This is a genomic window from Cyclobacterium lianum (assembly GCF_900143075.1).
Lineage (GTDB): Bacteria > Bacteroidota > Bacteroidia > Cytophagales > Cyclobacteriaceae > Cyclobacterium > Cyclobacterium lianum.
In genome coordinates this window covers 62647-88182 of sequence record NZ_FRCY01000009.1, presented here as the reverse complement: position 1 = coordinate 88182, position 25536 = coordinate 62647, and the positions used below count along the sequence as shown (strand labels likewise).

Annotated in this window: 21 protein-coding genes and 4 tRNA genes; 9 read left to right on the top strand and 16 right to left on the bottom strand. The window is 45.4% G+C overall.

All coding sequences use genetic code 11. The annotated features are described in order from the left end of the window. Positions 1 to 28: 28 nt before the first annotated feature. From rplJ to BUB19_RS14975, 11 genes are all read right to left on the bottom strand, one after another. On the bottom strand, positions 29 to 571 hold the full coding sequence (gene rplJ, locus BUB19_RS15025; protein ID WP_073095389.1) for a 50S ribosomal protein L10: 543 nt from the start codon (positions 569 to 571) through the stop codon (positions 29 to 31). Between the two features lie 2 nt (positions 572 to 573). Next, positions 574 to 1272 carry a 50S ribosomal protein L1 gene (gene rplA / locus BUB19_RS15020; RefSeq protein WP_073095388.1) on the bottom strand — a complete coding sequence of 233 codons (699 nt, stop codon included), beginning with the start codon at positions 1270 to 1272 and terminating at the stop codon, positions 574 to 576. Between the two features lie 10 nt (positions 1273 to 1282). After that, positions 1283 to 1726, bottom strand: coding sequence for a 50S ribosomal protein L11 (rplK, locus tag BUB19_RS15015; protein WP_073095387.1), 444 nt, complete (start codon positions 1724 to 1726; stop codon positions 1283 to 1285). Positions 1727 to 1729: 3 nt separating this feature from the next. Continuing rightward, positions 1730 to 2287, bottom strand: coding sequence for a transcription termination/antitermination protein NusG (gene nusG, locus BUB19_RS15010; protein ID WP_073095386.1), 558 nt, complete (start codon positions 2285 to 2287; stop codon positions 1730 to 1732). Positions 2288 to 2305: 18 nt separating this feature from the next. Then, positions 2306 to 2494 (bottom strand): preprotein translocase subunit SecE, encoded by a 189-nt coding sequence (secE, locus tag BUB19_RS15005; protein ID WP_073095385.1) that lies wholly within the window; start codon positions 2492 to 2494, stop codon positions 2306 to 2308. Positions 2495 to 2623: 129 nt separating this feature from the next. Beyond that, positions 2624 to 2694 (bottom strand) — tRNA-Trp (locus BUB19_RS15000). Between the two features lie 114 nt (positions 2695 to 2808). After that, on the bottom strand, positions 2809 to 3996 hold the full coding sequence (tuf, locus tag BUB19_RS14995) for an elongation factor Tu (RefSeq protein WP_073095384.1): 1188 nt from the start codon (positions 3994 to 3996) through the stop codon (positions 2809 to 2811). Positions 3997 to 4055: 59 nt separating this feature from the next. After that, positions 4056 to 4127, bottom strand: a tRNA-Thr gene (locus BUB19_RS14990). Positions 4128 to 4163: 36 nt separating this feature from the next. Further along, positions 4164 to 4236 (bottom strand) — tRNA-Gly (locus BUB19_RS14985). A 163-nt stretch (positions 4237 to 4399) separates the two neighbouring features. Beyond that, positions 4400 to 4482 (bottom strand) — tRNA-Tyr (locus tag BUB19_RS14980). A gap of 148 nt (positions 4483 to 4630) precedes the next feature. Further along, positions 4631 to 7252, bottom strand: a complete 2622-nt coding sequence (locus tag BUB19_RS14975; RefSeq protein WP_073095383.1) for a M1 family metallopeptidase — start codon at positions 7250 to 7252, stop codon at positions 4631 to 4633. A gap of 433 nt (positions 7253 to 7685) precedes the next feature. On the opposite strand from BUB19_RS14975, the gene pyrH reads away from it, so the two are divergent. The 7 genes from pyrH (at position 7686) to BUB19_RS14940 (ending at position 20877) form a co-directional block, all read left to right on the top strand. Beyond that, entirely contained in the window at positions 7686 to 8399 is a 714-nt protein-coding gene (gene pyrH / locus BUB19_RS14970) for a UMP kinase (protein WP_073095382.1), read from the top strand. Between the two features lie 6 nt (positions 8400 to 8405). Then, positions 8406 to 8966 carry a ribosome recycling factor gene (gene frr / locus BUB19_RS14965; RefSeq protein WP_073095381.1) on the top strand — a complete coding sequence of 187 codons (561 nt, stop codon included), beginning with the start codon at positions 8406 to 8408 and terminating at the stop codon, positions 8964 to 8966. 543 nt (positions 8967 to 9509) lie between these two features. Then, positions 9510 to 12686: a SusC/RagA family TonB-linked outer membrane protein gene (locus BUB19_RS14960; RefSeq protein ID WP_073095380.1), complete on the top strand. Its 3177-nt coding sequence runs from the start codon at positions 9510 to 9512 to the stop codon at positions 12684 to 12686. Between the two features lie 21 nt (positions 12687 to 12707). Next, positions 12708 to 14567 (top strand): RagB/SusD family nutrient uptake outer membrane protein, encoded by a 1860-nt coding sequence (locus tag BUB19_RS14955; protein WP_073095491.1) that lies wholly within the window; start codon positions 12708 to 12710, stop codon positions 14565 to 14567. Between the two features lie 175 nt (positions 14568 to 14742). Next, positions 14743 to 18072 carry a VCBS repeat-containing protein gene (locus tag BUB19_RS14950; protein ID WP_073095379.1) on the top strand — a complete coding sequence of 1110 codons (3330 nt, stop codon included), beginning with the start codon at positions 14743 to 14745 and terminating at the stop codon, positions 18070 to 18072. A gap of 15 nt (positions 18073 to 18087) precedes the next feature. Beyond that, positions 18088 to 19467: a vanadium-dependent haloperoxidase gene (locus tag BUB19_RS14945; RefSeq protein ID WP_178371504.1), complete on the top strand. Its 1380-nt coding sequence runs from the start codon at positions 18088 to 18090 to the stop codon at positions 19465 to 19467. A 69-nt stretch (positions 19468 to 19536) separates the two neighbouring features. Continuing rightward, on the top strand, positions 19537 to 20877 hold the full coding sequence (locus tag BUB19_RS14940) for a vanadium-dependent haloperoxidase (protein WP_245802865.1): 1341 nt from the start codon (positions 19537 to 19539) through the stop codon (positions 20875 to 20877). On the opposite strand, the gene nadD is transcribed toward BUB19_RS14940, so the two are convergent. From nadD to BUB19_RS14920, 4 genes are read right to left on the bottom strand one after another with little or no spacing between them, the layout of a single operon-like run. Beyond that, positions 20878 to 21444 carry a nicotinate (nicotinamide) nucleotide adenylyltransferase gene (nadD, locus tag BUB19_RS14935; RefSeq protein WP_073095377.1) on the bottom strand — a complete coding sequence of 189 codons (567 nt, stop codon included), beginning with the start codon at positions 21442 to 21444 and terminating at the stop codon, positions 20878 to 20880. Continuing rightward, the gene (gmk, locus tag BUB19_RS14930; RefSeq protein ID WP_073095376.1) at positions 21441 to 22022 is read right to left on the bottom strand and encodes a guanylate kinase; all 582 of its coding nucleotides are present in this window, start codon (positions 22020 to 22022) and stop codon (positions 21441 to 21443) included. Before gmk ends, nadD begins: the two co-directional genes overlap by 4 nt. A 6-nt stretch (positions 22023 to 22028) precedes the next feature. After that, a complete protein-coding gene (locus tag BUB19_RS14925; RefSeq protein WP_073095375.1) occupies positions 22029 to 22298 on the bottom strand; it encodes an anti-sigma factor in 270 nt (89 codons plus the stop codon). Positions 22299 to 22321: 23 nt separating this feature from the next. Further along, positions 22322 to 22912 carry a sigma-70 family RNA polymerase sigma factor gene (locus BUB19_RS14920; protein WP_073095374.1) on the bottom strand — a complete coding sequence of 197 codons (591 nt, stop codon included), beginning with the start codon at positions 22910 to 22912 and terminating at the stop codon, positions 22322 to 22324. A 115-nt stretch (positions 22913 to 23027) separates the two neighbouring features. Between BUB19_RS14920 and BUB19_RS14915 the strand changes: the two genes are divergently transcribed. Continuing rightward, positions 23028 to 23921, top strand: coding sequence for a lysophospholipid acyltransferase family protein (locus BUB19_RS14915; RefSeq protein ID WP_073095373.1), 894 nt, complete (start codon positions 23028 to 23030; stop codon positions 23919 to 23921). A gap of 82 nt (positions 23922 to 24003) precedes the next feature. On the opposite strand, the gene BUB19_RS24210 is transcribed toward BUB19_RS14915, so the two are convergent. Continuing rightward, positions 24004 to 24150, bottom strand: a complete 147-nt coding sequence (locus BUB19_RS24210) for a hypothetical protein (RefSeq protein WP_178371503.1) — start codon at positions 24148 to 24150, stop codon at positions 24004 to 24006. Between the two features lie 332 nt (positions 24151 to 24482). Between BUB19_RS24210 and BUB19_RS14910 the strand changes: the two genes are divergently transcribed. Beyond that, positions 24483 to 25535 (top strand): two-component system sensor histidine kinase NtrB, encoded by a 1053-nt coding sequence (locus tag BUB19_RS14910; protein WP_073095372.1) that lies wholly within the window; start codon positions 24483 to 24485, stop codon positions 25533 to 25535. The last annotated feature ends 1 nt before the right edge of the window (position 25536 follow it).

Here is a 25536-nt window from a genome sequence, read left to right as displayed (position 1 = left end):
TTGTTATTTACTAATTTGAATGATTTTATTAAGCTTCTTCCTTTTCGGACAGGGTTTTTACCAGTCCGGCAAGAATTGATTTTCCACTCTGAAGAGCGGATACCACGTTTTTAGCAGGAGACTGCAATAGGGTAACGATTTCGCCTACCAGTTCTTCCTTAGACTTAAGCTCGGAAAGAACTTTCAGGTTATCTTCCCCGACAAACTGATCGCCATCCACTGAAGCGCCTTTGAAAAGCGGTCGTTTCTCTTTGCTGCCGAGTTTTTTCCTGTAGTCCAGGATCACCTTAGCGGGCAAGTTAGCGACTTCCTGGGAAAAAAGGATGCCGGAAAAGCCTTTTAAGGTGCTACCTGCAAATTCCTCGTAATCGGCTTCCAGATTATCAAGCGCCTTTTTGATCAGGGTATTTTTGTATACCTTGTATTCAAGTCCCTTGTCGAAACACAATTTCCTGAAGCCGTTAACCTGTGCTACACTGAATCCCGATGCATCAGCAATATAGAAATGCGGAGTAGTCTTCAGTTTTTCGGTAAGTTCTTCAATTATGTTTTTCTTATCTTCTCTCGTCATAATTATATACCTTGAATACTACTTTTATCGATTACAATGCCCGGAGACATGGTACTGGATAAATGTATACTTTGGAAATAAGTACCTTTCGCAGCAGACGGCTTCAGTTTAGATATGGTCAGGATCAGTTCCCTTGCGTTTTCCTGAATCTTTTCAGCGCTAAAGGAAGCTTTTCCTACACTTGCGTGAATGATACCAAACTTATCTACCTTGAAATCGATTTTACCAGCTTTCACTTCTTTCACTGCTTTGCCTACATCCAGGGTAACAGTACCTGACTTGGGATTGGGCATCAAGCCTCTGGGTCCTAGAACCCGCCCCAATCTACCTACTTTCGCCATCACATTCGGGGTGGTGATGATGACATCAATGTCTGTCCATCCTCCCTCAATTTTTGCGATGTACTCATCCAGTCCAACGTAATCGGCTCCGGCTTCTTTGGCTTCCTCTTCCTTGTCAGGGCTGCAAAGCACCAAAACCTTCAATTCCTTACCTGTACCGTGAGGCAAAGCCACGACTCCCCTTACCATTTGGTCGGCTTTTCGCGGATCTACACCCAGACGAATATCCAGGTCAATTGATGAATCAAATTTGGTGTTTGTGATTTCCTTAACAATAGAAGAAGCTTCAGCCAGGGAATAATGTTGGCCAGGATCGTATTTAGAAAGTGCTTCTTTTTTCTTTTTTGTTAACTTAGCCATTTTTTGCTTGTTATTCCTCCCAGGGAGCTTTTCCTGAAACTGTGATACCCATGCTTCTTGCAGTACCGGCCACCATTCTCATGGCTGAGGCTACTTCAAAAGCATTCAAATCGGGCATTTTTACCTCTGCAATTTCTTTCACCTGATCCCAGGACACAGCGCCAACTTTTTTCCTGTTCGGTTCGGCAGAACCGCTTTTCAATTTTGCTGCTTCCAAAAGCATCACCGCTGCCGGTGGCGTTTTGACAACAAAATCGAAGGACTTGTCCGAATAAATCGTAACAAGTACAGGAAGCACCTGGCCCATTTTATCCTGAGTCCTGGCGTTAAATTGCTTACAGAACTCCATGATGTTCAACCCTTTTGAACCAAGGGCCGGACCAACCGGAGGAGATGGGTTAGCCTGGCCACCCTTCACCTGTAGTTTCAGATAACCAGAGATTTCTTTAGCCATTTCCTAATCTAGTTTTTCTACTTGTATAAAGTTTAACTCTACTGGAGTATTCCGACCGAATATCTTAACCATAACATTAAGTTTTTTCTTGTCATCAAATACTTCCTCTATCACACCCGAGAACCCACTGAAGGGACCGTCCATTACTTTTACGCTCTCTCCAACTATAAATGGGGTCTCTAGTTTTTCTGCAAACTCATCAATCTCTTCAACACGACCTAAAATCCTGTTGATTTCTGACTGACGTAATGGCTCAGGGGTTTTGGAAGCCCCCCCTTGGTTTGACCCTAAAAAACCGATAACTCCCGGTATGCTCGTAATCACGTGATTGGCTTCACCATGGCTGAGGTCCGCATTGACCAAAACGTAGCCTGGAAAAAAGTTTCTTTCCCTTACCCGCTTTTTGCCATTACGCATCTCGTATACTTTCTCAGAAGGTATCAAAACCTCAGGAATATATTCCAGAAGATTCTGACGGGCAATTTCATTGTCTAAATAAGTCTTCGCTTTTTTTTCCTGACCTGCCACTACCCTGAGCACGTACCATTTGTGATCTGCCATTCCGTTTATTAATATTCTTTAGAATAAATCATAAAACCATGTCATGATATTTTCGAAGGTCAGATCGATCAATCCGATCACCAAAGCGAAAATCAATGAAGCCACCAGCACCAATACAGCACTGTTTTGCAGAGATGAATATTTAGGCCAGGTGACCTTATTTTTCATCTCGTCAATGGATTCAATTACAAAATTTTTAACGTTCATCCTTGTAAAACTTGGTTTAACAGAAACCGCTTTTCACCTTTCAGGGATGAGCCGGCGGCTTTCTTTCAAAACATGACTGAGAAAGCAGGTAAACCGACTTTTCTCCATGATTTTATCTGCTGTGTATTGCACGGGCGGAGAGATTCGAACTCCCATCAACGGTTTTGGAGACCGCTATTCTGCCATTGAACTACGCCCGTATTTTTCCGCCCCCCGATTAGGGAACGCAAAACTAGTGAATTGAGGGCAAAGAAACAAATGCGATCCCGAAATATTTCAGGATCGCATTTATAAACAGGATACTTAAATCAAAATTAATCCAGGATTTCGGTTACCTGTCCGGCACCTACTGTTCTACCACCTTCTCTGATGGCAAATCGAAGTCCTTTTTCCAGGGCTACCGGGTTGATCAGGCTCACCTCAATGGTGATGTTGTCACCTGGCATTACCATCTCTACATTTTCAGGAAGTTTGATCTCTCCTGTTACGTCTGTAGTTCTCAGGTAGAACTGAGGACGGTATTTGTTGAAGAATGGAGTATGTCGGCCACCTTCTTCTTTAGAAAGCACATACACCTCAGCCTTGAAATGAGCATGTGGTGTAACAGAACCAGGCTTACAGATAATCATACCTCTCTTGATCTGGCTCTTTTCGATGCCTCTCAGCAACAAACCAACGTTGTCACCAGCTTCACCCCTGTCGAGGATCTTACGAAACATCTCTACCCCTGTTACAGTAGACTTCAATCCTTCGGCACCCATACCGATGATATCTACTGCTTCACCAGAATTGACAACTCCTCTTTCGATCCTGCCAGTAGCAACAGTACCCCTACCAGTGATAGAGAAAACGTCTTCAACCGGCATAAGGAATTCTTTGTCAATTGCTCTCTCAGGAAGAGGAATGTGTTCGTCAACGGCCTTCATCAATTCCATCACTGTGTCTTCCCACTTGGCTTCACCGTTAAGTGCACCCAGTGCAGAACCTGCAATGATCGGAATATTATCACCGTCAAATTCATAGAAAGAAAGCAATTCTCTTACTTCCATCTCTACCAACTCAAGAAGTTCGGGGTCATCCACCAAATCTACCTTGTTCATAAAAACAACCAGAGCAGGTACTCCTACCTGACGGGCAAGAAGGATGTGCTCCCTGGTTTGTGGCATTGGACCATCAGTGGCTGCAACTACAAGAATTGCACCGTCCATCTGGGCAGCACCAGTAACCATGTTTTTTACGTAGTCAGCGTGACCTGGACAGTCAACGTGGGCATAATGCCTGGACTCCGTTTGATACTCTACGTGTGAGGTATTGATCGTGATACCTCTTTCCTTTTCTTCCGGTGCGTTGTCAATGGAAGCAAAGTCTCTTAATTCAGAAAGACCCTTTCTGGCCAGTACAGTGGTAATGGCAGCAGTCAAAGTAGTCTTACCATGATCGACGTGACCAATCGTACCTATGTTTACGTGTGGTTTGGAACGGTCAAAGGTTGCTTTTGCCATGCGTGAAAATCCTCTGTTTAGTTAAAGATTAAATTTCATTAAATGTTTGAAATGTTCAGAGCCAACGACGGGATTTGAACCCGTGACCTCTTCCTTACCAAGGAAGCACTCTACCCCTGAGCTACGTCGGCTTTTTACATCCAGTTTTATGCCCTATAAAAGCATAGAGCGGGAGACGAGGCTCGAACCCGCGACCTGCAGCTTGGAAGGCTGCCGCTCTACCAACTGAGCTACTCCCGCTTAATTTTATTTATCCAATGCAAACCGAATCAGCCAGTTTACACTAGTACTACATTGAGAATCCAAAAATAGCCGGTTATTCTAAGAAAACAACACCAATGCTATCGGATTATTCAGATTGTTGACCGGAAATGGAAAATGTTTTCCTTTCCAATCGGTGCAGTGGGGGAAACAGGATTCGAACCTGTGAAGACATAAGTCAACGGATTTACAGTCCGTCCCAGTTGGCCGCTTTGGTATTCCCCCAAAAATTACAACAATGTATGACGTATTAAATTCTTTGCTGTCATAACGGATGGCAAAATTATACCCTTTTGCCAAACATTCAAAATATTATAAAAAAAATTCTCCTGTTTTTTCACCATTCAAAATTATACCATTCATGGTCAGTATTTTACTCCTGGTCCAGGTAGGGTTCCAGGTAGTAGGACTTGTACCTGCGTACCGTTTCATCTGCTTCCGATTCGAGCAACGACCTGGCCAGATCCAACACCCCCTCTTCGTCAATAAAACCGAACAGAGACTGGAAGGCAGCCAGTCTGACATAAGGCAGGGAATGCGTACCGCCAATTTCACCGAGACGGCTTATGGCCCCTCCAAGTGAAACTCCTTCCACGCTGGCAAAGAAATCTCCGTAGTATCCTATGAAATAGTACAGAGATTCACCCTCCAATACGGCCAACTTGGTATGCATCCAGTCCGCATGGCGGGCCTGACCGGTGTCGGTGATGTAGTTGGCAAGGGGTGCCAGAATTCGGATATTTTCCTCCCCCTCAAATCTTTCAAACAGCTCCTGCTTGCGGGGGAGATTTCCTTCCATATCCATGAATACCATCAGGGCCGTACCGGACACCTGATAGGAAGAATCGTTGATCATGCGGTAGATCATGCCTTCGTATTTTTGAGGATCAATTACCCCCAACACTTCAAGGGCTGCGGCTTTCACCGTATTGCTGGCGTCTTCTTCAGCCATACGCAGCACCTGATTTTCGATCGGGTATTGCTCCATTTGCTCCGGACTTATTTCCGAGAGACGCTGAAGAGCAAGCTCCCGGACTACAGCGAAGGAATCCTGCAATCCGGCCGCTATCCATTTACCTGTATCGCTCCCCGCCCTGACATTGCGGGTAAGGCTATCCAGTGCCTCCAGCCTGGCCAGGCCGGACGCGGCATGTCTAAATTGCCTTTCCAGATCCAAACTTCCCCTGTGATGAGATTTTGCAGCCAGAATTGTGTGAAACTCGTCAAATAGGATCGCATCTGTTTCCGGGCCGTTTTCGAGGCTGAATTGCTGGGATGCCTGATCCAAAACAAATTCTTTTTCCTCTACCTCTCCTCCCCGATATATCCGGACTGAAAATGGAAGCTTATACAGCGGTGTGTGGCTCAGGTCCTGTTGCTGCTCAATGGATAAAATTACATTCTCTGGGTCGGAACGGTCCCAGGTGAGGGTCAATTCGGGATGACCGGAAGAAAGAAACCATTGGTTAAAAAACCAGTTGAGATCCCTGCCGGAAACTTTCTCCATCGCCAGCCGGAGATGGTGAATCTCTACGGGCTGAAAGGCGTTTTCCACAAGGTAAACGTGCAGACCTTGAAAAAATACTTCTTCTCCAAGGTATTGCCTCAACATGTGTAGCACCCTGCCGCCTTTGGCGTAGGTATGGCTGTCAAACATGTCTTCGCTATCCGAATGATAGTATCTGATCAGGTCCACCTGTTTTTCTTCCGCTTCATCGAGATATTCCTCCATCGCGTTGAAATGATGCATGTCTGCCTGATCCCTGCCTTCCTTGTATTCAAACCACAAATATTCTCCATAATCTGCAAATGCCTCGTTCAGGGTCAGGTTGGCCCATGATTCAGTAGTGACATAGTTTCCAAACCACTGGTGAAACAATTCGTGTGCAATGATATAATCCCATTCACTATCCAAAGCTTCGCGTGCATTCAGGTTAAGCGCTTCCATAAATACAGAAAGGGTAGTATTTTCCATCGCCCCGGCCACAAAATCCCGGACTATTACCTGATCATATTTTTGCCAGGGAAAGGGCACTTGTAACAGTTCGGAAAAAAAACGCATCATTTCCGGGGTATTCGCAAACACCTTTCTGATCCCCGCTTCGTACTTGCGTTCGGCAAGATAACGAAGAGGTACCTCCGCATCACTTTGATCCTCAATCACAGCAAAATCACCGACCACAATTGCAGATAGATATGGCGCATGGGGAAGATCCATCCGCCAATGATCTGTTCTGGTGCCATCCCTATTGACCTGGCTGTTTACCAAACTGCCATTGCTGATGCTGATATATTTTTCGGGCACCCGCAGGTAAAAATCATGGGTTTGCCGTTCGTTTGGCTGGTCTATGGTGGGGTACCATTTTGATGTGTAGCTGGTTTCACCCTGGGTCCATATTTGCACAGGCTTACCAGAAATGAGGGAATCCGGATTGATAAAATACAGGCCTTTCGTATCCGGAATCCCTGTTTGACCCGGGGGCAAACCCCTTTCAGGAAAAGCCTGGTATGCGATAAAAATCAACAGGGTGTCGTTCGGCTCAACCTTTTTGGGGAAATCAATCTTAATTTGCTGCTGGTCATAAGTATAGCTGAGCTCCTGCTTCTCTCCCTGATTGATCCATGCCAAAGCATCAATCTCAAATTCCTTGGCGTCCAGAACCAGATTATTCTGTAAATACCTATACGGTGTAAGGGTCAGAGTTGCCTCACCCCTTACAGACTGAAGCGCATAGTCAAAGGAAAGGCTAAGTTCCGTATGGATCAGGTCAAAGTGTCGGGTCTGGCTTGCCTTATAATTTCTGATTTCATTTTCCAATTTCCGGACCAGTGTATCTCTTCCGCCGGCATCGGTATCAGTATAGGATAGATTGCCCTGACTGATTGGCTGACGCGCTCTGGTATCTGTTGACAGATCAGCAACTGGCTTACAGGATAGCGCAAAAACGACCAGGAAAAAGAAACATATGATATAACGAAATTTCCGGTGGTACATGAAGATGTTCAATTAGCGTGTAGGGAAAATGGAAGATTAATAACAAAACAACTATCCTGGAGCAGGCATCGGAACCTTTCCCTGATGAATCCCGGCCTGATGCAAGCCACCAAAATTAGGTAAAAGCTCAGTATAAAACTAAACGATCAATCCCTAATCTTCGGTATGGACCGGATCGTCCGCCCTCAAATCCGGGGACTTCCGGCCATCTGACGAATAAAAAAAAACGGCAGCCCGATTTCCCAATCCCGGCAGTTGGGATCCTGCCTGTGTAGCAAGGGAATGGAATAAAAAAATCAGGTAATGCTTCAATTTTAAGCACAAGATTTAGTATTCTTAAAACAAGGATTTATATTTGTCGGGCTTTTATGTTTTAAATGGCTCCGGTAGATATACAAATGTCTTTTTATTCATCAACTGAAAAGAACTCCAAATGAAATACAAACGAATTCTCCTTAAACTAAGCGGAGAAGCCTTAATGGGTGAGAACAGTTACGGTATTGATTCGAAAAAGCTGCAGGAGTATGCCAATGAGATCAAAAATGTGCATGATTTGGGAGTTGAAATTGCCATAGTCATTGGGGGAGGAAATATTTTCAGAGGAGTACAGGCGGGAAAAGTGGGTATAGACAGGGTGCAGGGAGACTATATGGGTATGCTGGCCACCCTGATCAATGCCATGGCGTTGCAGAGTTCACTGGAGCAAAACGGCATGTTTACAAGACTGATGTCAGGCATTAAGGTAGAAAGTGTCTGTGAACCTTTCATCCGCAGGCGGGCAATCCGGCACCTGGAAAAAGGCCGCATCGTCATTTTTGGAGCTGGTATTGGCAATCCCTATTTCACGACGGACTCTACTGCCAGCCTTCGTGCCATAGAAATCGAAGCCGAGGTGGTCCTCAAAGGTACCAGAGTTGACGGGGTATACACTGCAGATCCTGAGAAAGACAAAAGTGCCACCAGATATACCAACATTACCTTTCAGGAAGTGTACGAAAAAAACCTGAATGTCATGGACATGACGGCTTTTACCTTGTGTCAGGAAAACAACCTGCCGATTATCGTGTTTGATATGAACAAAACTGATAACCTTTTAGACCTGGTCAAAGGCAACGAAGTTGGAACATTGATTACATCAAAACAATAAAACCACATGGAAGAGATCCAATTGTACTTAGAGGAAGCAAAGTCATTAATGGAAAAGGCTGTCCGGCACACTACAGCAGAATTGGTCAAGATCCGGGCAGGAAAGGCCATGCCGAATTTTTTAGATGGTATTATGGTCACCTACTACGGAAATCCTACCCCTATACAACAGGTGGCCTCCATCACTACTCCCGATGCCAGGACACTGGCCATCAAACCCTGGGAGAAAACCCTTATTTCAGAAATTGAAAAGGCCATAATCAACTCAGATCTTGGATTGAACCCTCAGAATAACGGAGAAATGGTCATGCTAACCATCCCCCCCCTCACGGAAGAGCGCCGGAAAAACCTGGTAAAACAAGTGAAAAACGAATGTGAAAATGGAAAAATAAGCATTCGAACGGTAAGGAAAGATACCAACGACGCGCTCAAAAAACTACAAAAAGAAGGGGTGTCCGAAGACGAGGTCAAAAGAGCGGAAGACACCGTGCAAAAATACACCGACACCTATTCCGGCAAAATCGATGAGCTTTTCGACAAGAAGGAGGCAGAAATTATGAAGGTTTAGGATCTAGCTTACAAAATCCTGTAAAAAAATAAAGAACAGACAGCTAATAGCTGACCATTCTTTTCTGTATTAAACCTTACCTGGTAAAGGTAGGCAAATCTTTTTAATTAAAAAAGCCACGCCTGCGGCTCTTTCTGATAGGTCAGCACATTTATTAGTGTCACAAACACACTTCATTACTACGCAGTTAGTTTGGATTCCCCTTTTCGTCCCTGTTATCCGAACAAATTCCGTATTCCCCGGAATTTGAAGTTTATCCGCACGGATTCCGGTGATATTCCGTGAAAAAAGAATTTTTTTAGCAAAAAGTGAAGAATTTTTGACTTAACTATCTGTTAAATAACCCTCTGTTTTTTAACAATTATTCATTGATCTAGTATTAAAATTGTAATTTCTTCTACAAAACAACCTTTTTTTATAAAAGCGCTTCCGGTAGCATTTAACAGTTTTTAACACCCTATTGCAAATGATAAAAAATACCTTGAAATTTAAAGTGTTATTTTAACAATAACATCAATAATTATTAACCTAATTCATAAAAGAATGCAAAACTATTTACCCAAAACAAAATTGTTTTTGTTGGGAATGGCCTTGTTACTGGCAAGCAGCCTGACCTTACATGCGCAGTCCCGGGATGTGACCGGCACGGTCATCTCCGCTGAGGACGATCTACCCCTGCCAGGGGTTTCTGTATTGGTAAAAGGTACCACCCGAGGTGCAGTTACTGATATTGATGGCAACTACCGGATCACCCTGCAGTCAGGAGACGAAACACTGGTCTTCTCTTTTGTGGGGTTTGTCAGCCAGGAGGTGGCTGTCGGCAACCAGAGCAGTATTGACATTACCCTGGCTCCGGACATGCAGGCCCTGAGCGAGGTAGTAGTAGTGGGCTATGGTGAGCAGAAAAAGGAAACCATCACGGGTTCTGTGGCCACCGTAGAAGGTGGAGAACTGGTCAAATCACCTGCCATGAACCTGACCAATTCCATTGCGGGAAGAATGGCTGGTGTAATTGCCGTAAACAGAAGCGGTGAGCCTGGTTATGATGGTGCTGGAATCCGAATCCGTGGCTCCAATACCTTGGGTAACAATGATGCACTCATTGTAATTGATGGTATTCCCGCCAGAGCGGGTGGTATAGACCGCCTCAACCCCAACGATATCGAAACCATATCGGTATTGAAAGATGCATCTGCGGCTATTTATGGTGCCAGAGCTGCCAACGGGGTAATCCTGGTCACCACCAAAAGAGGTAAAGAAGGAAAGCCCGAATTGACCTACCAGTTCAACCAGGGTTTTGCCCAACCTACGGTAATCCCCGAACTGGCGGACGCTGCCCAGTACGGAGAAATGCTGAATGACCTGAGTGTATACGAACTTCCTGTCAGCGAGTGGAGAGCAGCTACTGATGCCTACCGTGCTACCGGCACCTATACCCGACCTGATGGACAGGTGAGGACTGCACCCTTCAGCCCTGAAGCGCTGGCCCTCCACAGAGCCGGAACGGATCCCTGGAATTATCCAAATACCGATTGGTATGGTGAAACACTTAAAACCTGGTCTCCACAGGTAAGGCATAACCTGCAGCTTAATGGCGGATCAGAAAACCTCCGCTACATGGCCTCCCTGGGGTATCAGAATCAGGACGCTTATTACAAGAACTCCGCTACCGGATACAAGCAGTATGACATGCGGATAAACCTGGATGCCAAAATCAATGACTATGTAGATCTGCAATTGGGTGTGCTTGCCCGACAGGAATACCGCTTCTTCCCTACCCGGGGAGCTGGTGCCATATTCAGGATGCAAATGAGGGGTAAGCCTCATGAGCCAGCCTTCTGGCCTGACGGCAGACCAGGACCGGACATCGAAAACGGTGAAAACCCCGTGGTCATTACCACCAATGCCACCGGATATGACAGAGACACCAGAAACTATTTCCAAACCAACGGTGCTTTGAATGTGAAAATACCGGGTGTAGAAGGTTTGAAATTCCAGGCAACTGCAGCTATTGATAACCTGAGCAGATTTCAAAAGAGGTGGGAAACACCCTGGACACTGTATCAGCGGGGTAGTGGTTTTGAAGCAGATGGCGTAACGCCGGTTTTGGTTCCCAGTTTAAGGGGTCCGGCCGAACCAAGACTCAGACAAACCAATATCAACCAACTGAATATCCTCCTGGGTGGTGTCTTTACCTATGAAAAGCAATTCGGTGAGCACCAATTTACTGCTCTTGCCGGTGTTAACCAGGAAACCGTTGAAGGCGATGATTTCTTTGCATACAGGAGGTTCTTTATTTCTCCTGCCATCGACCAAATGTTTGCCGGGGGTGATGCCGAAAAAGACAATGGTGGTGGGGCCTTCGAAAGAGCCCGTCTGAACTACTTCGGTAGGGTCGCTTATAACTATCAGGAAAAGTACCTTTTCGAATTCCTTTGGAGATACGACGGTTCCTATATTTTTCCTGAGCCTACCCGATTTGGTTTCTTCCCAGGCGTAATGGCCGGATGGGTAGTATCTGAAGAAGAATTCTGGAAAAACAACATTCCTGCATTAGACTTTTTCAAAGTCAGAGGGTCCTGGGGCCAGATGGGTAATGACCAGATCTTTTACGATGGTTCACTTCAGGAATACCAGTTCCTTTCTACCTATGGTTTCAGAAGCCATATCCTGGAAGGTACAGAAGCCAAAACATTGTTTGAAACCAGGGTACCCAACAATGCCATTACCTGGGAGGTCGCAAACAACTCTAACATCGGTATAGAAGGGCAACTGCTGCAGGGACAAATATTCTTCGAACTTGATTACTTCTATAACCTGAGAACGAACATCCTTTGGAGAAAAAATGCATCTGTACCTCAGTCCAGCGGACTTGCAAACCTTTTGCCTGCTGAAAACATCGGCGAGGTAGAAAACAAGGGTTTTGATTTCAACGTAGGATACAGAGGCCAGAAAGGTGACCTTTCCTACAGCATCAGTGCCAATGGTGGCTACGCCAAAAACAAGATCCTGTTCTGGGATGAGCCTCCGGGAGCACCTGACTGGCAATTGTCTACAGGAAAGCCCATGAACACTCCGAACCCTGTTTACCTGTACGATGGTGTTTTCCCAAATCAGGCCGCCATTGATGCAGAAGAGCTCGACTACACGGACATCACCAATGAACTCCGTCCCGGCGATATGAGATTCAAGGACTATGACGGTGACGGTGCCATCACGCCGCTGGATAGGGTAAGACTGGACAGAAACAACATCCCCAGATTTCAGGGAGGTGTAAACATGAATGCTACATTCAGAAACTGGGATCTCTCTGTATTGTTCCAGGGTGCCGCGGGAGCCATTGCCCTGGTCAGCCTCGGTGAATCCGGAAACATTGGTAACTACCTGCTGGAATTCTACGAAAACCGATGGACCATTGATAATGAAAGTACGGAATATCCAAGAATTGCCAACAGAAGCGACCAATATTACTCTGGAGGAAACGATTTCTGGTACAGGAGTTCTGATTACATCCGTTTGAAAAACCTGGAAGTCGGCTATACTGTTCCCCAGCAATTTGGAGAAAGATTTGGCATCAGCAACCTGAGGTTCTATGCTAACGGACTTAACCTTCTCACCTGGGACAAGTTGAAAGTATATGATCCGGAATCAGACAACGCTACCGGACAATACTATCCACAAGCCAGAGTTATCAACGCAGGTTTGTCCGTAACTTTCTAAATCATAAAAACATTGAATATGATGAAAAATATAAAATATTTAGGTTTGGGCCTGGCGATCTCGTTTCTCAACTTGTCTTGTAACGAAGAGTTCCTGAACACCCAACCATTAGGAGAAGTATCCGAATCTGCCGTATGGGCTGATGCGGGTCTTGCAGAAGCTTTCGTCACCGATCTGTATTCAGGATTGGGACAAGGTGGATTCAGCGAACAAGCGCTGGCATCATTGACAGATGAAGCCATCTTTACCCACCCCGGCCGTAACATCAACACAGTAACGGAAGCGCGATCCAATCCGCAAAACCCAGGCTGGCTGGACGGAACGAGAAACTGGCCAAATATGTACAACAGCCTGAGGGCTACAAATATTGCCATCTCAAACCTTAGCGATCCTCAATTCCCTAACGATGGTGGAATAGTTGACAGGTTGTTGGGTGAGGCCTTGTTCATGAGGGCTTATTTCCACCACCAGTTGCTGAGAAACTTTGGCGGTATTCCTCTGGCAGACAGGGTATTCGAACTGGGAGAAGATACTTATGCCCTTCCCAGAAACACCTTTGCGGAAGTTGTAGACTTCATTATTGAAGATCTGGATCGTTCGGCTCAGTTGCTGGAAGGACGTGACCTGACCCAGGGACGAGCAGATGAGATCGCTGCTCTGGCACTAAAATCCAGGGTCCTGATCTATGCGGCCTCAGACCTTCACGATATGGCTACGGCATCTGCCAATTCTGATGTAATCTCGGGTTTTCAAAACAAGGAATTGCTGGGGTATACTTCGGGAAGTCAGGCAGACCGTTACCAGCGCGCAGAAGCTGCAGCAAAAGCAGTATTGGACAAAACCAGTGGCAACATGCTCGACCTGACCGAGCCATTGCCGAGAGAAGAAGCCATCCAAACCTACATCAACAACTCACTCTCCAGAAATGGCGGTGAAAACGAGATGATTTTTGGCCGGTATTTTCTATCTCAAAAGCCGGAAACCGGTGGACGTCACGGGCTGCATAATGGTCCAAACGGATACAACAACTGGGCTGGGAATACTCCTGTGCAGTTATTGATCGATGACTATCACATGATGGACGGATCGGAGTTTGACTGGGACAATGAAGATCATGCCAGTGCTCCTTACGAAGAAAGAGAGCCCAGATTCTACGCCACTTTCCTTTTTGAAGGTGCACAGTGGAAACCACGATCAAGTGCCAACCAGGCCAGGGATCCCAGAGGACAAATTCAAACCGGTACTTATGAAGTGGTGAATGCTCAAGGACAGAAGGTAACGCATTTTGGATTGGACACCAGAAACAGCCCTATAGAAGACTGGAATGGCAGCTATACGGGATACTATATCAGGAAGTTTATCGAACCTGACCCTAATTTCGTAGACCAGAATACCTGGCAGGAAATTCCCTGGCCGCATATCCGGTTTACTGAAGTCGTGTTTAATTATGTAGAAGCCAATATTGCTCTTGGAGATGATGAGGAAGCCAGAAACTGGCTGAATAAAATCCGCTTCAGGGCAGGCTTGCCAGCCGTGACCGCCTCTGGCGAGGAATTGTGGAACATTTTCATCAATGAAAAACGCAAAGAGATGGTACACGAGGAGCAACGATACTATGATGCCAGAAGATGGATGATCGCTCCGGAAACCCTGGGCAGGCAGCCCAATGGCATCAGTATTGTCGGTACCTTAAAACCGGGAGCTGAAGTTGAAATTTACCGCTACGATCCGGAGCTCTACGATTACTCCTATGAGGTGATAGAGATCGATCCCGGTAAAGAAAACAGGCTCTGGCTGGATAAAATGTACTGGATGCCGATCAGTTTTGACGAGATGCAGCGAAATGAAAACCTCATCCAGAATCCGGGATACTCGAATTGATATACCTTATTTTCAATTTTAACAAAAGGGGCAGTCATAAAGGCTGCCCTTTTTTTATTTCCCTTGCTGCGCGTGCTTAAGACAGGATCTGCGCATATTCTCCGATAGCCTGATTCCCGCCTACTGCTATGCTGATCATTTCTTCTTATATTTGTGCCAATCATCAATCACTCGTATGTTCAATTATCCGCCCTTTAAAATACAGTTAATAGTTTTGGTACTTCTTGTTCCGATTTGCCAGTCCTGTGACAAGGAAACGCAGCAGGAAGCTGAAATGAAGCAATTTACCTTACTGTCAGCCTCACAAACCGGCATCAACTTCGAGAACACGCTCACTGAAGGATTGAACACCAACATACTGATGTATGAATATTTTTATAACGGCGGAGGGGTGGCAGCAGGAGACCTGAATGGCGATGGCCTGGATGACCTTTATTTTTCGGGAAATATGGTTCCCAACAAGCTATATCTCAACAAGGGAAACATGACATTTGATGACATCAGCGAAATTTCCGGTGTGGCCACCAGATCGAGCCCCTGGAAAACAGGGGTGAGCATGGCTGACGTCAATGGGGATGGTCTGCTGGACCTTTACGTGTGCTATTCCGGTAGCCTGCCTCCCGAGAAAAGAAAAAATGAACTTTATATCAACCAGGGGAATAATGAGCAGGGTATTCCTGTGTTTTCTGAAATGGCTGCCAAATATGGTATTGACAGCGATGCGACCAGTACACAGGCCAGTTTTTTTGACTTTGATAACGACGGCGATCTGGATCTTTTTCTGCTCAACCACAACCCCAAGTCCCTGCCGGTTTTGGATGAGTCCAATACTGCCGCTATCATGAAAACGACAGATCCGGCCGGCCCGCAACTTTTCAGAAATGACGGCAACAAATTCACGGATATCACAGCCAGCTCCGGTATACTTCGGGTTGCTCTTTCCTATGGACTGGGAGCCGGCATTGCAGACATCAACGGAGACGGATGGATGGACATATACATTTGTAACGACTACACCGTCCCGGATTACCTGTATATCAACAACGGTGACGGCACGTTTACGGACCAGATCTCAGACGCGATGGGACACACCTCTCATTTCTCTATGGGAAACGATATCGCAGACATTAACAATGATGGCTTCCAGGATATTTTCACCCTGGACATGCTCCCGGAGGGCAACAGGAGGCAGAAGCTGCTGATGGCACCGGATAATTATGAGAAATTTGAATTTAATCTTAACGTGGGTTTCCACCACCAGTACATGCGAAACATGCTCCATATCAATCAGGGAAACGGCACCTTCAGCGAGCTTGGGCAACTGGCGGGCATCTCGAATACAGATTGGAGTTGGGCAGCCTTGTTTGCGGATTTTGATAATGACGGATTAAAGGACCTCTACGTCACCAATGGCTATTTCCGCGATTATACCAATCAGGATTTTTTAAAATATATGGCCGACTACCTCAAAAACAACGAGAATGGGATAAGGCGGGAGAATATCCTGGACCTGGTCTATCAAATGCCATCCTCAAACCTGGTAAATTATGTATTCCGAAATACCGACGGATTAATTTTTGAAAAGAAAATGGATGACTGGGGCATGGACCAACAAGCCAACAGCAATGGTGCAGTATACGCAGACCTGGACAATGACGGAGATCTGGACCTGGTTGTGAGCAATATTAACCAGCCGGCCTTTATCTATCAAAACAATGCCGATTCCCTATCTGGACACCATTTCCTGAAAATTAAACTAAACGGCAATGCTGGCAATACCCATGGCATAGGAGCAAAAATAAGCCTCTATAAAAATGGAAAATCACAAACGTTGCAGCAAATGCCGGCCAGGGGCTACCAATCCAGTGTTTCTCCCGTACTGCATTTCGGACTCGGAGACAGCGAAAAAGTTGACTCGCTGCAGGTAATTTGGCCGGGAGGAGCTTCTGAAACATTGCGACACATCGAAGCCAACCAGGTCCTGGACCTTTTCGAGAAAGATGCCGGTGGCAAACCTGATATCGATAAGCGGATCGTCCCTTTACTGGCAGAGCAGTCTTCTCCCATCCCTCACCAATCTCCGGCAAATACGATCAATGATTTTAAAAGACAACCTTTGATGGTCAATCCCATTTCATTTTCTGGCCCTGTGATGGTAAAGGGAGATATAAACGGCGATGGGCTCCCGGATGTGTTTATTGGAGGAGACGCGGATCAATCGGGCAGCATATACCTGCAACAGACAGACGGGCAGTACATCAGAAAACCCACGGCAGCCCTGGAAGCAGACCGCGACTTTCAGGATACCGATGCAGTCATCGCTGACTTCAATGGCGATGGTCATCCGGATTTGTATGTTGCCAGTGGCGGATACGGCGCACTACTTCCGGAAGATCCCCTCCTGCAGGACAGACTTTATTTCAACGATGGAAAGGGTGAGTTTTTACGTAGGGTAGATGCTCTTCCGGAAATGCTGATCAGCACGGGAGCTATCGCAGCACAGGACGTTAACAACGATGGATTGCCAGATCTATTTGTTGGGGGGAGGGTCATACCAGGACGGTATCCAGAGATACCAGGAAGCTTTTTGCTCGTCAATGACGGCAGCGGGAAAATGGAAGACAAGACAAACCTTTGGAATAAAGCATTTTCCTCTCTGGGCCTGATAACTGATGCAACATGGGCTGATCTTAACGGCACGGGGCAGGCTGAACTTGTCGTAGTCGGTGAATGGATGCCAATTATGGTTTTTGAGCTGGATGGACAACAACTACTCGACAAAAGCTCGGCATATTTCGAAGATCCGGTAAACGGATGGTGGAACAGCCTGCATGTTGCAGATGTCAATGGTGACAAATTGCCTGATTTGGTAGTAGGAAACCATGGTTTAAACAGCCAGGTCCAGGCTAGCCAGAATGAGCCGGCAGAGATGTACTTCAAAGATTTTGACGACAACGGAGCCGTGGATCCTATCTTGAGTTTTTATATCGAAGGGGTACCCTACCCTTACCTGACCAGGGATGAGTTACTGGATCAGATATCCATGATGCGGACGCGTTTCGGAGATTATGCGGGATATGCAGATGCCCGTTTGGAAAACATTTTTTCGAGCGCCGAGCTCGAGGGAGCGGGATACCTTATGGCCAACACCCTGGAGACAAGCCTGTTTATCAGCCGGAAAGATCAGCCATTTCAGAAAATAGCCCTGCCCCTGCAAGCTCAGGCATCTCCTGTCTTTGCCATTGAAAGCCTGGACCTCAATGGAGATGGGGCCCTGGATTTGATCCTTGGAGGGAACATTGAGCGGGCCAGATTACGTTTCGGTAAGTACGATGCCAATTTCGGTACGGTGCTGACGGGCGACGGAACAGGTAATTTCTCTTATCTCACCCAGAGGTATTCCGGGTTGTCAATAAAAGGTGATGTGAGAAGCATACTCAGCCTGAACGACAAAGTGTTGTTTGGTATCAATCAGGGTCCGGTACGGGCCTTTGGTATACAATAAATGAATCGCATTGGAATGAATTTCAGAAGAATAGTATCGCAACATTTCACAACAGTCCCTGCCCTCCAGTGGGTATGGTTACTGAGCCTTTTTGTCGCCTGCAACGGTCCGAAGGAGAAAAAAGCAATTGAACCTGGTATCATTGGCCAGATTACTGAGAAGATGACGGATTTGATGGTCCATGACATTACCAATCCGCCCCTGGCGGCCCGGTTTTATGCCTATGCCAGCTTGTCTGGCTATGAAGTCATCGCTGCAACAAACAAAGACTACCCCTCCTTTGCCGGTTTTCTTAATGGCCTCAAACCACTTCAGGTTCCGGCGGCTAAAAGTCCTTCTCCGGCATTGAGTGCCGCCTTTGCCATGGTACATACTGCTTCCAGTATGCAGCCGTCCGGTTCAGAGATGGAAGCCTTTGCCGCTTCTCTGATGGACTCCGCGATTGTCTGGGGATATACCACAGACGAGGTCAATACCGCTGCAGCATTCGGAGAAGACATCGCCAGGCAAATCCTGACCTATGCAAAAGCCGATCGGTACCGGGAAATCAGCAACTACCCACGCTATCAGGCTACCGGAGACGTGGGAAAATGGTACCCTACTCCTCCTGGATATTTTCCTCCGGTCGAACCTTATTTCAATACCGTCAGACCCTTTGTATTACAGACCGCAGACCAGTTTAAGCCCCTCCCGCCAGAAGCTTTTTCGACTGATCCTGGGTCGGCCTTCTTTGCCCTGATGGATGAGGTATACGCGCTCGAGATGAATAAAGATCAACGCGAAATTGCGGCCTTTTGGGATTGCAATCCTTTTGCTCTTGAAGAAACCGGCCACCTTATGGTGGGTATCAAACAAATCTCTCCAGGAGGACATTGGATGGGCATTACCGACATTGCCTGCCGTAAAGCAAACCTGAATTTTGAAGAATCCATGAAGATCAGTACCCTGGTGGCCATTGGTTTGATGGATGGGTTTATCAGCTGCTGGGATGAAAAATACAGAAGCGACCGTATCAGACCGGAAACGGCCATCAGGAAATACCTGGACCCCAATTACAAACCCATGCTGCAAACACCTCCCTTTCCGGAGTACCTGAGTGGGCACTCCACCATTTCTACGGCATCAGCCGTGATCCTTAGCCACTTCTTTGGAGATAACTTCGCCTATACCGACACGGTGGAGGAAAAATACGGCCTTGGCACCCGCGACTTTACTTCCTTTATGCAGGCCTCTGAAGAAGCCAGTATCAGCAGACTCTATGGTGGAATACACTTTATGGATGCCATCACCAGAGGGCAGGACCAGGGCAAAAAAGTGGCAGGATGGATACTGGAACAATATGAAAAGCACCTTAAATACAAAGAAAAAGTGCTGACTGAAAACCGAACAAATTAGATCCAACCTGAATCAGAATCGCTGACAATGACTCCATTGGTAAAACATTTCCACTTAAAAGACTTTTTTTTGCCTGCAATATTTCTGGCCGCAATGTCCTCCTGCCAGACCAATGAAAACTATAAGGCATTGATGGCTGAGGATTATTTTCTTGTTGAAGCCAACGAGGACCTGACAGATATCATTGTGCACGACATATTTTCCCCTCCGGTAGCCAGCAGGATTTATGCGTATCCTGCCATAGCAGCTTACGAGGTAGCTGTATTGGCTGCTCCCGAAGACTACCAGTCGTTAATGGGACAGCTAAACGGGTCTGCGCCACTGAATGTTTCTGTGGACGAAGAGGAGGAAATCAATTTCCACCTCGCGGCACTGGCCGCCTATTATGAGGTGGCCAGAAAACTCATATTTTCTGAGCAGGATCTGGAAAATAACAAGATTTCAGCCTACGCTAAGATTAAAGATGCTGGTATGCCCGGGCCGATGTTCGATGCATCGCTGCGATTGGGAGAAAAAGTGGCAGGAGAAATTCTGGAATACGTATCAGGAGACAATTATCACCAGAGCCGGTCGTTCGAAAAATACACCGTCAGGGCCGATCTGGGTTCATGGAAGCCTACCCCCCCTGCTTACATTGAAGGAATTGAGCCCCATTGGAACACGATCAGGACTTTCGTCCTTGACTCGGCAGACCAGTTTATCCCACCTCCGCCTCCACCATTTGATACCCTTCCGGATAGCAGATTTTTCCGAGACGCCAAGGAAGTGATGGATGCAGGCAATCAAATGACCGAAGAGCAGGAGGAGATCGCATTCTTCTGGGATTGCAACCCATACAAAATGAATGTGAAGGGGCACGTGATGTATGCGGAAAAAAAAATCACTCCGGGAGGACACTGGATGGGAATAGCGGGAATTGCTTCCAAAGCCAAAAACCTCAATTGGAAGGAAACAGCCGAAACCATGGCCATTACCTCCATATATCTTTTTGACGCATTCATTTCCTGTTGGGACGAAAAGTACAGAAGTGTATTGATAAGACCCGAAACATACATCAACCGCTATATGGATCAGGATTGGCTGCCACTTTTACAAACTCCTCCCTTCCCTGAATATACGAGTGGCCATAGCGTCATATCAACAGCCGCCTCCATTGCCCTGACCGATCTGCTCGGAGAGCCCTTCCATTTTTTGGATTCCACGGAAGTCAAATACGGTTTGGGAACCCGGGAATTCAAATCATTCCGGGAAGCAGCTGCGGAGGCTGCTATCAGCAGATTTTATGGAGGCATCCATTATCTTCCAGCCATAGAACTAGGCGTGGAACAAGGTAAATTGGTGGCGGGAAAAATCAACGAGAAAATCAATACCCGGAAAAGCACTGGTCCCAATACAGCGCTGAAAGACTGATCATAGGAAAAATTTCTTGTCGCGTATATAATCCAACACATGGGGATGGAGTAAGTACCTGACTGATCCGCCTCTACGAATGGTTTTTCTGATAAAAGTGGCTGAAATGTCCAGTAAGGGGGCTTCCACATAATGAATATGCTCGTGATCTATTTTTTTACTCTTTCCGGGCCTGGGATAGACATAGATACCGTACTGATTGAGAATTTCCTGACTGTTTTTCCACTTGTGAAAATGAGTAAGGTTATCCCCACCAAGTATAAGGTAGAATTCCTTTCCCGGATGCTTTTCAGTGAGATAGGTCAACGTGTCTATGGTATAGCTGGGCCGCGGCATGTTAAACTCCACGTCAGTGACCCTGAATTTAAAATGGTCTGCTGTGGCCAGTTCTACCATCTTCAAACGGTCAAATTCATGCAGGAGAGTGCTATTGGATTTATGTGGGTTTTGGGGCGACACTACGAACCAAACCTCTTCCAACTCGGTCTGATCCTGTACGGTATCTGCTATGATCAAATGACCGATATGAATGGGGTTAAAGGAACCGAAAAACAAACCTACTTTCAAAGCTTATTTTCTTCAATAAATCTGCTGACAAGGGATTCTGCTTCCTTCAGTGAGGTCTCCAGGTGCTCATTTATGAGGGTAACGTCAAATTTATCCTCAAACCCCATTTCAAATTTTGCTTTATAAATTCTCCTGGACAGACTTTCTTCGGAATCCGTACCTCTGTCGTGCAATCTTTGAGCAAGGTCTTCGATGGAGGGAACTTTAACGAAAATAGCCAGCCCCTTATCTCCAAAATACTTTTTGAGGTTCAATCCTCCTTTCACATCCACATCAAAGATCACATGTTTGCCCTGGTTCCAGATTCGCTGTATCTCTTCCTTGAGTGTACCATAAAAATTTCCCTCGTATACCTCTTCCCATTCAATAAAAGCATTTTGGTTGATTTTGTCTTTAAATTCCTCCGGGGTCAGAAAATAGTAGTCTTTTCCATTCTCTTCTTCCCGTCTGCGCTTATCCCGCGTACATGCGGAAATGGAGAAACCCAGTTGGGGCATATGCTGCAGCAGGTGCTTGACGATAGTGGTTTTGCCTGAACCGGATGGAGCTGAAAAAATGATGGCTTTGCCCTGAAACATAAAAATTTATTTGATTTCCTGTATTTTTTGCCTGATGCTGTCTTTTAATTCTGCGGGTACCAAATGTTTGGTACATTTACTTTTTAAGACTTCCCGGATCACTTTCTCCAAATGATAATGCTCAAAACAAGGCTGGCATTTGGCCAGTTTCTCATTCAATAGCTCCTTTGAGCCCGGAGTTTCCTCTCCGTCCAGAATGCTTTCCAACAGCTCGAAGCATTTACTTTCATCGTTGCAGTTCAATTTTCTCTTGTTGGATGTGTTTTCGTTGTCCATTTCAAGTAATTTCTATTCAAATATTATTCTTCCTCAGTATCATAACCCATGTTTTCCGCGTAAGAACGAAGTTTGTCCTTCAAAAGGTTCCTGGCACGATGAAGTCTGGACCGAACCGTTCCGATCGGAATATCAAGAATTTTGGCCATTTCTTCATAGGTAAAACCTTCGAGATCACACAAAATAATCACCGTCCTGAAATCTACCGCCAAACTATTGAGCGCATTCGATATTTCGTCACCCAACATATCTTTGACGGCATCTACCCTCAAATCTGAGGTCATATTATAGTCAACATTATCAGAGTTGTAATAAGTTTCCACTTCCTGATAATCCACCTTGGACGGCTGCTTGCTCTTTTTGCGGTATTCGTTGATGAAGCTGTTTTTTAAAATCCTGAAGAGCCAGGCTTTTGCATTGGTTCCTTTCTCAAAGGAGTTGATAAAACGGTAGGCTTTCAGGTAAGTATCCTGAACAAGGTCTTTGGCATCGTCTTCGTCAAAGGTCAATCTGAACGCAAAATTGTACATGGAGTCAATGTGAGGCATGAACTCATGATCAAAAATGCTATTTTTCTCTTTATCTGAATATTTTTTTCGCTGTACTTCGGACATAGGCCTTAAAATTACAAATTGGCTTTATTTATAGCTAATTTTAGGCAAGAAAGTCGCCATAATTTCATTATTTTGAATTTCGTTTTTATCATCTAAAAATGCGGCTGGCAAAAAAATGCTTCTTATCCGGTTGATTTCCAAACTTCCCCTGTGGGTATTGTACCTGTTTTCGGACCTCCTCTACCTGCTGGCCTTTTACCTGATCGGATACCGAAAAAAAGTCGTTCAGGATAATCTGCTCCACTCCTTCCCGGAAAAATCCCCAAAGGAAAGAAAACAGATAGAAAAACAATTTTACAGAAATTTTACCGATTCACTTGCAGAAACCATCAAGTTACTCAGTATGAGCGAAGAAGAGTTGGACAGAAGATTTGTTACAAAAAATTCCGAACTCATTTTCGACCTGGTTAATAATGGCGAGATCGTAATCGGTATGTGCGGGCACTTTTTTAATTGGGAGGGGCATCTGGTAGCAATTTCTTCCAAGGTGCAGGATAAATGTGAGACCATATACACCAGTATAAGCAATGCTTTTTTTGAGAAACTCATGTATGGGATCAGGAGCAGGTTGGGTGCAAAAATCACCGAAAAGAAATCATTCCAACGAACCTTCCTCAAAAACCGGCTTGTACCCAGGTTGATCGTGCTGGCCGCAGACCAAAGACCCAATCAAATGGATATCAGGTACCAGACTTCCTTTATGAACCGGCCCACGGTTTTTTTTGAGGGAGGAGAAAAACTGGCTAAAAAATTTGGCCTGACTGTTATTTATGCGCAAACCAGCAAACTAAAAAGGGGGCATTATCTTTTCGAATACCACATATTAAGCAGTCCGCCTTACGACAACCAACCTCCTCACAGCATCACTGAGAGATTCATCGAACTGGTGGAAAAGAATATCAAGGAGCAGCCCGCATTGTACCTGTGGACCCATAACCGGTGGAAAAATTCCTTGACCCCGAATAATCGGGGCCATGCGGGAAGATCGAAAAGTGAACATTCCGCTTAATCTGGCCGATGTGTTTTCGTAGGCCGCCAGCCGCGGTGTAACTGATCAGGTTGGTACTTTGCACCGAAACTTCGATGGTACGCTAATCCATAGATTTTTTTTCGGGACTTTTGGCAGGCTCTTGTAAGTTAAACCCCTTTTTAAGTCTATGGCTCTTTACCGGAATTCCGGCGAAAAGATTATCGGCATGAGAAAATTCAAATTTCTTTTTGGCTTTATTTTTTTTCATCTGACTGGTCTTGTTAATGGTTTGAATATTGACAGGGAAGTTCCTGTTTCAATAAAAACTGCAGAAATATCAGGCCAGAATATGTGTTTTAACCCGAATGAATGATGGTATTTTTAATTAATTTATTTATAAAAACAAATTTTTAAATTGAAGAAATTTTAAAGTCTAATATTTTAAATGTTATTAATTTTCGATACTTTAATTTTTGAATAAAAAAGAATTCCAAAAGCAAATCAGTTTAAAAATATCCTTTATGGGGTATTTTTTTCCCATTAGTGGGTAAAATTGCACGATTTATGATTTACAGGCATTGTAATCAATTATAAATTAATATGCTGAGTCCTGACTTATACCGGGATGCATTTCACAAATCCCATCAAATTTTATTGTTGCTTGATTGCGATCACCGGATATTAGACGCAAATCAAGCAGCCATCCAGCAATTGGGGTATACAGCTTCCGAACTTGTCGACATGGGGGTACCCGATCTTTTCTACAATCAGGCAGAAGGTAATCGCTTTACCAAAGAAATCTGCATAAAAGACAATGTTATCAATTGGGAATACTTACTGAAAAACAAGGAAGGTCGCGCTTTTCCGGTATTGCTAAATGGGGATAAAGTTAATGAAGAGCAGGATATCTATTTATTAAGTGCGCATACTATCGAAGAAATCAGGAAGGAGAATACCGCCGCTATCCGGAAAAACGAACTCACGGCTGCCAAATCGCTGAATCACCTGATCGTACATGAAATAAAAAACCTTTCCTATGGCATGGGCATGGCGGTGGAGGAGCTCAAAGAGAGTATGGATAAAATACCTCAATACTTGTCGGATAGCGTTGATTTTATCGAAGAAAGTAACCGGCGCCTTGGCAAAACCATCAAGTCCTTACTTGAATTTGATAAGAGTTTTGACCTGAACTTCAAATCTTTGAATATCAACGAGCTTATCAAAGATGCCATTGATACCAATCGCAGTAAATTCAAATTAATGGGAATACAGCTCAATGTAAACCTTACAGCGAGTGACTTCTTCTACCCAATAGACCGCGACAAGCTGCTTATGGCGCTGAATAATATCATCAACAACGCCATCGAATCCATACAAAATAGCGATGGAGTCATCAGTATCAGTACAAAACTGGCCAATCAGAAGTCGATCGTACGTATCGCCGATAATGGGATAGGTATGAGCGAGCAGGAGCGGACCAATCTGTTCAAGCCATTTTACACCACGAAACCCAAAGGGAATGGCATGGGCTTGTTTACGGCAAGGGAAATCCTTCTTGGACACCAGATAGGTTTCTACCTGGAAAGTGAAAAGGAAACGGGCAGCACCTTTACCCTGTACTTTGACCGCAAGCACCTGGGCTCTGCCATTTAAG

Bases quoted from the DNA above. Each gene is read 5' to 3' on its own strand.
- BUB19_RS14910 (WP_073095372.1), top strand. From the start codon at position 24,483: ATGCTGAGTCCTGACTTATACCGGGATGCATTTCACAAATCCCATCAA.
- BUB19_RS14920 (WP_073095374.1), bottom strand. From the start codon at position 22,912: ATGTCCGAAGTACAGCGAAAAAAATATTCAGATAAAGAGAAAAATAGC.
- frr (WP_073095381.1), top strand. From the start codon at position 8,406: ATGGAAGAGATCCAATTGTACTTAGAGGAAGCAAAGTCATTAATGGAA.
- rplJ (WP_073095389.1), bottom strand. From the start codon at position 571: ATGACGAGAGAAGATAAGAAAAACATAATTGAAGAACTTACCGAAAAA.
- pyrH (WP_073095382.1), top strand. From the start codon at position 7,686: ATGAAATACAAACGAATTCTCCTTAAACTAAGCGGAGAAGCCTTAATG.
- secE (WP_073095385.1), bottom strand. From the start codon at position 2,494: ATGAACGTTAAAAATTTTGTAATTGAATCCATTGACGAGATGAAAAAT.
- BUB19_RS14975 (WP_073095383.1), bottom strand. From the start codon at position 7,252: ATGTACCACCGGAAATTTCGTTATATCATATGTTTCTTTTTCCTGGTC.
- rplK (WP_073095387.1), bottom strand. From the start codon at position 1,726: ATGGCTAAAGAAATCTCTGGTTATCTGAAACTACAGGTGAAGGGTGGC.
- BUB19_RS14915 (WP_073095373.1), top strand. From the start codon at position 23,028: ATGCTTCTTATCCGGTTGATTTCCAAACTTCCCCTGTGGGTATTGTAC.
- BUB19_RS14945 (WP_178371504.1), top strand. From the start codon at position 18,088: ATGAATTTCAGAAGAATAGTATCGCAACATTTCACAACAGTCCCTGCC.
- rplA (WP_073095388.1), bottom strand. From the start codon at position 1,272: ATGGCTAAGTTAACAAAAAAGAAAAAAGAAGCACTTTCTAAATACGAT.
- BUB19_RS14960 (WP_073095380.1), top strand. From the start codon at position 9,510: ATGCAAAACTATTTACCCAAAACAAAATTGTTTTTGTTGGGAATGGCC.
- BUB19_RS14925 (WP_073095375.1), bottom strand. From the start codon at position 22,298: ATGGACAACGAAAACACATCCAACAAGAGAAAATTGAACTGCAACGAT.
- nusG (WP_073095386.1), bottom strand. From the start codon at position 2,287: ATGGCAGATCACAAATGGTACGTGCTCAGGGTAGTGGCAGGTCAGGAA.
- BUB19_RS14950 (WP_073095379.1), top strand. From the start codon at position 14,743: ATGTTCAATTATCCGCCCTTTAAAATACAGTTAATAGTTTTGGTACTT.
- BUB19_RS24210 (WP_178371503.1), bottom strand. From the start codon at position 24,150: ATGAAAAAAAATAAAGCCAAAAAGAAATTTGAATTTTCTCATGCCGAT.
- BUB19_RS14955 (WP_073095491.1), top strand. From the start codon at position 12,708: ATGAAAAATATAAAATATTTAGGTTTGGGCCTGGCGATCTCGTTTCTC.
- tuf (WP_073095384.1), bottom strand. From the start codon at position 3,996: ATGGCAAAAGCAACCTTTGACCGTTCCAAACCACACGTAAACATAGGT.
- gmk (WP_073095376.1), bottom strand. From the start codon at position 22,022: ATGTTTCAGGGCAAAGCCATCATTTTTTCAGCTCCATCCGGTTCAGGC.